5 protein-coding genes are annotated in these 4,898 nt (G+C 31.5%); all 5 read left to right on the top strand.

Going from position 1 to position 4,898, the window contains the following annotated elements; translation table 11 throughout:
- Positions 1-699 precede the first annotated feature (699 nt).
- The 5 genes from queC (at position 700) to coaBC (ending at position 4,534) form a co-directional block, all read left to right on the top strand.
- Entirely contained in the window at positions 700-1,389 is a 690-nt protein-coding gene (queC, locus tag EDD66_RS18235; protein ID WP_123611025.1) for a 7-cyano-7-deazaguanine synthase QueC, read from the top strand.
- 1 nt (position 1,390) lies between these two features.
- Complete coding sequence (locus EDD66_RS18230) at positions 1,391-1,906, top strand: QueT transporter family protein (protein ID WP_243115411.1); 516 nt, start codon at positions 1,391-1,393, stop codon at positions 1,904-1,906.
- Positions 1,907-1,922: 16 nt separating this feature from the next.
- Positions 1,923-2,396, top strand: a complete 474-nt coding sequence (gene queF, locus EDD66_RS18225) for a preQ(1) synthase (RefSeq protein WP_408632117.1) — start codon at positions 1,923-1,925, stop codon at positions 2,394-2,396.
- A gap of 195 nt (positions 2,397-2,591) precedes the next feature.
- Positions 2,592-3,224, top strand: a complete 633-nt coding sequence (locus tag EDD66_RS18220; protein WP_123611023.1) for an ECF transporter S component — start codon at positions 2,592-2,594, stop codon at positions 3,222-3,224.
- A gap of 110 nt (positions 3,225-3,334) precedes the next feature.
- Complete coding sequence (gene coaBC / locus EDD66_RS18215) at positions 3,335-4,534, top strand: bifunctional phosphopantothenoylcysteine decarboxylase/phosphopantothenate--cysteine ligase CoaBC (protein ID WP_123611022.1); 1,200 nt, start codon at positions 3,335-3,337, stop codon at positions 4,532-4,534.
- The last annotated feature ends 364 nt before the right edge of the window (positions 4,535-4,898 follow it).

Here is a 4,898-nt window from a genome sequence, read left to right as displayed (position 1 = left end):
TCCAATTCTCATTGAACACGGTTCGTTTTATTACTGAAATTCTTTTTATTTAGAATTTTCAGGGTTGTTTCACTGTTTAGTTATCAATGTTCTTTTATTGTGACTCGTTGTCAGCAACTTTTATATCTTATCATGTCTATCATCTCTTGTCAACAACTTTTTTGAATTTTTTCATTAATTTTTCTTTTATTCAATTAATTAACAAAATCCACTCTGTTGTCACGCGATTTATTTATAATAACATGAATTGCAGTCTTTGTCAACGCTATTTTTGAAGTTCTTTGTTTTTTTTGAATTGTTCAAACAATTTATTCACTTCCAATAGGTGACTTGCTTATTGTAACAAGGTTAAATCTTTTTGTCAATAATAAATTATTATCTTTTTAGTATGAATTTTTTATTTATAGCAAACATATTTTTCAATTACATCTGCAGATATATTCTTCACTTATAGAGATTGAAACAACTTTATGCATATATGTATTAACTATTGCATAACTTACTACTTTTTTGTATACTGGTCCTGTACCAATAATTAGTAAATTACAATATTATAAGGACAGTTCGTGACCATCCTGTCGGTAAACAAAACTAGGGAATCGTAGTGTAAACTACTTTATTTGTTTATGGGCTTATGCCCTATTTTTTTTGCTTTTGTTTATCCCCATGTTTACGAACCAGCCTTGAGAAAGGAGACAAATGAAAGCATTAGTATTATTTAGTGGTGGAATAGATAGTTCTACCTGTCTAGCAATGGCAATTAATTCTTTTGGGAATAATAATGTTATTTGCCTTACTATCTCATATGGGCAAAAACATAAAAAAGAACTTGAAGCAGCTCAAAATATAGTAGAGTATTATGGTGTTGATAATATAATAATTGATTTATCTACTATATTCATAATGAGCAACTGTTCTCTATTATCCCATTCTGATCAGGAAATCCCAAATACCTCGTATATGGAGCAACTTAATTCAATCAATGGCCAACCTGTTTCTACCTATGTACCTTTTAGAAATGGTACTTTTTTATCAATAGCTGCAAGTATTGCCATTTCAAATGATTGTGACTTTATATACTATGGAGCTCATATGGATGATGCAGCAGGTAATGCTTATCCAGATTGTAGTATTTCATTTTATAAATCAATCGGTAGTGCAATTTATGAAGGCAGTGGTCAAAAGCTCAAAGTGATTGCTCCCTTTATTTCACTTAATAAAACCCAGATTGTTGCACATGGTATTACTTTGGGAGTACCCTACAATTTAACATGGAGCTGTTATAATGGCAGTAAAATACCTTGTGGGAAATGTGGCACCTGTTTGGACAGGCAAAAAGCATTTGAAAATAATCATCTAACCGATCCCTTAATAGAAGAAAGGATTTAAAATGTATAAAGAAAAAAAGAAAATTTTCATGGAACAATATACTGATATTCAAAAACTCACTCTATCAGGCCTTATTATTGGATTATACTGCATCATTATGTATTTTACACAATCTATATCTTTTGGCCCTTATCAAATAAGAATTGCGACAGCACTCTATTCCCTTGCATATATTTATCCTTTTCTTATTTTACCTCTGGGTATTGCTAATTTCCTTTCTAATATGCTTGGGGGCTTAGGTTTAATAGATATGATAGGTGGATGTATCGTAGGGATAATAACTGCATACCTTATTACTCTTATTCGTAATTATAAATGCTCCCTATGGATCTGTGCATTTCCTATTATATTTGTACCAGGAACTATTGTTCCGATTTGGTTATCTGCAATCAATTCACTTCCCTATAGTACATTAGTTATTAGTTTATGCATAGGACAAATAATTCCAAGTCTCCTAGGCGTCGCCTTAATTAAAACATTATCTAAAATATTAGATTGGAAAGGAGCTGTCAAATGAGTGGAAGAAAGATGATATAAAAGGAATAACACAACTAGGAAATCAGGGTACAAAATATCCAGATAATTATGCTCCTGAAATACTTGAAAGCTTTCCAAATAAGCATCCTGATAATGATTATTTTGTAAAATTCAATTGTCCTGAATTTACAAGCCTTTGTCCTATAACAGGACAACCAGATTTTGCAACTCTTTATATATCTTACATACCAGATTTAAAAATGGTGGAGAGCAAGTCCTTAAAGCTTTTTTTATTTAGTTTTAGAAATCATGGAGATTTTCATGAAGATTGTGTGAATATTATAATGAAAGATTTAATTAAGTTAATGGACCCGAAGTATATCGAAGTTTGGGGGAAATTCACTCCAAGAGGTGGTATTTCAATTGATCCTTATTGTAATTATGGAAGACCAGATACCAAATGGGAAGAAGTTGCATTCAACCGGTTGATAAATCATGATTTATATCCCGAGAAAGTGGATAACCGTTAATACATAATAAATTAATTATATATGTGAAACATAATTCAATTGTATGGACACAATAGTTAAATTATATTGAACTTAAATACATCATTTTTACTGTTTATAATTTATTTATAAATTTTATTTTAGATATTATCATTAAATGGTATAATACTTTTTGTATTATATCTCCATAAGGAGAATAAAAGCAGGAGGTAATCAATGAATAACAAATCAGGAACAACTTTAGGACTAGTGCAATTAGCATTATTCTCAGCCATTATAATCATTATGGCCTTTACTCCATATCTTGGTTATATACCGCTGGGTTTCATGAATGCAACAATTATCCACATACCGGTAATCTTAGGTTCGCTATATTTAGGCCCTAAAAAGGGGGCAATTCTAGGTGGTGTATTTGGAATGACCAGCTTATTAAATAATACTTTGAATCCAAACTTAACATCTTTTGTATTCTCACCATTTTATAATGTGGGAGAAATTCATGGTGGGTTAAGAAGTCTAATTATCTGTTTCATTCCCCGAATATTAATCGGGATTGTTGCTTACTATGTATACCATTTTATAAATATGGCATCAAAAAGCAAAAATACCCATGTAATTTCTTTGGCTATAGCTGGTATTGCTGGTTCGTTTACTAACACTCTACTAGTTATGAATGGAATTTATTTTTTATTTGGAACAAGCTATTCTGATGCAAGAAATATCGCTGCAGATTCTTTATATAAAGTGATATTAACAGTTATTGCAACCAATGGCATTCCAGAGGCTATTGTAGCAGGCATTTTAGTTGCTGCTATTGGCAAAATCATATTAAAAATAAAACATATATAGATATTTAATAATGTAAATTACTGTCTATACTATTAAATTTAAATGGTTCATTATAAAAGAAGAATTATTTTTAACTCGAACTAAATGTTATGAGAAGGGATGAAAAATCAATGCTGAAAGGAAAAAATGTAATATTAGCTGTATCCGGAAGCATAGCTGCTTATAAAATTGCTAATTTAGCAAGTATGCTAAAAAAACTCCATTGTAATATTACAGTTTTAATGACTCAGAATGGGACTAATTTTATTAATCCAATTACTTTCGAAACTTTAACTGGAAACAAATGCCTGGTTGATACATTTGATCGTAATTTTCAATATAGTGTTGAACATGTTGCATTAGCGAAACAGGCCGATGTTGTTATGGTGGCGCCGGCATCAGCAAATGTAATTGGTAAAATAGCCAATGGCATTGCGGATGATATGCTTACTACTACAATCATGGCATGTACTTGTCATAAGATTATAGCACCAGCAATGAATACAAATATGTATCTAAACCCTATTGTACAAGATAATATTCGCAAATTAAAAAACTACGGTTATGAAATGATTACACCAGAAAATGGATACCTGGCATGTGGTGATACAGGTGAAGGCAAAATGCCATCTGAACAAGTTTTATTTGAATATATTTTAAAAGAAATCTGTTATGAAAAAGATATGAAGGGACTTAATGTATTAGTTACCGCCGGCCCAACAAGAGAAAAAATAGATCCGGTTCGCTTTATCAGTAATTATTCCACTGGTAAAATGGGATACGCCATTGCAAAGCATTGTATGCTTCGTGGTGCTCACGTTACACTGGTAACAGGAAAAACTTCTATACAAAAGCCACCTTTTGTGGATGTAATTGAAATAGAATCGGCCCAGGAAATGTTTGAAGCTGTAACCCAAAATGCAGAGAACCAGGATATTATCATTAAGTCTGCAGCAGTTGCTGATTACCGGGCACAAAATATATCCGATGAAAAGATGAAGAAAAAAGAAGATAATCTGAATATTGCTCTTGAGCGTACAATAGATATTCTACAATTCCTTGGGGATAATAAAAAGCAAGGACAATTTCTGTGTGGATTTTCTATGGAAACAGAAAATATTTTGAATAATTCAATAGCAAAATTAGAAAAAAAACATGCTGATATGATTGTGGCTAATAATTTAAAGGAAGATGGTGCGGGATTTGGAACAGATACTAATGTTGTAACCTTAATTACAAAAAATCAAATTTTAGAACTTCCTCTTATGACCAAGAATGAAGTAGCTGAAAAATTAATAAATTATATATTAGAGCAAAGAGCTTTAACCTAAATAATAAGGGCCTGTATGCAAAATATACAGGCCTTTATATATTACAACACCGGCAATAATGTAATAATTTGTTCCATACCCGATCAAAGCCTCAGTTAATGGACTCGATAATAAATTAGTTATATTCATAAAAAGGAAGGACTACCATCTGCATTAAGCAAATGATAGTCCTTCCTTATCTATATACCTTAAAAACTACACACTGTTTGAATTCCATCTATTTTTTCTATCCTGAACTTATCCTATTAAAGGAAGTTCGATTTCACTTTGTTCAATCGAACGACCTAAATACTAGACTCTTGCTTCGCTTACGCTCGCAACTCGTCAAGTATCTTAGGTCAAGCCCTCGACCTATTAGTATTAG

The organism is Mobilisporobacter senegalensis (assembly GCF_003752155.1).
Lineage (GTDB): Bacteria > Bacillota > Clostridia > Lachnospirales > Lachnospiraceae > Mobilisporobacter > Mobilisporobacter senegalensis.
Note: the sequence above shows the minus strand (reverse complement) of the source record. Positions and strands in the feature narration are given on the sequence as shown.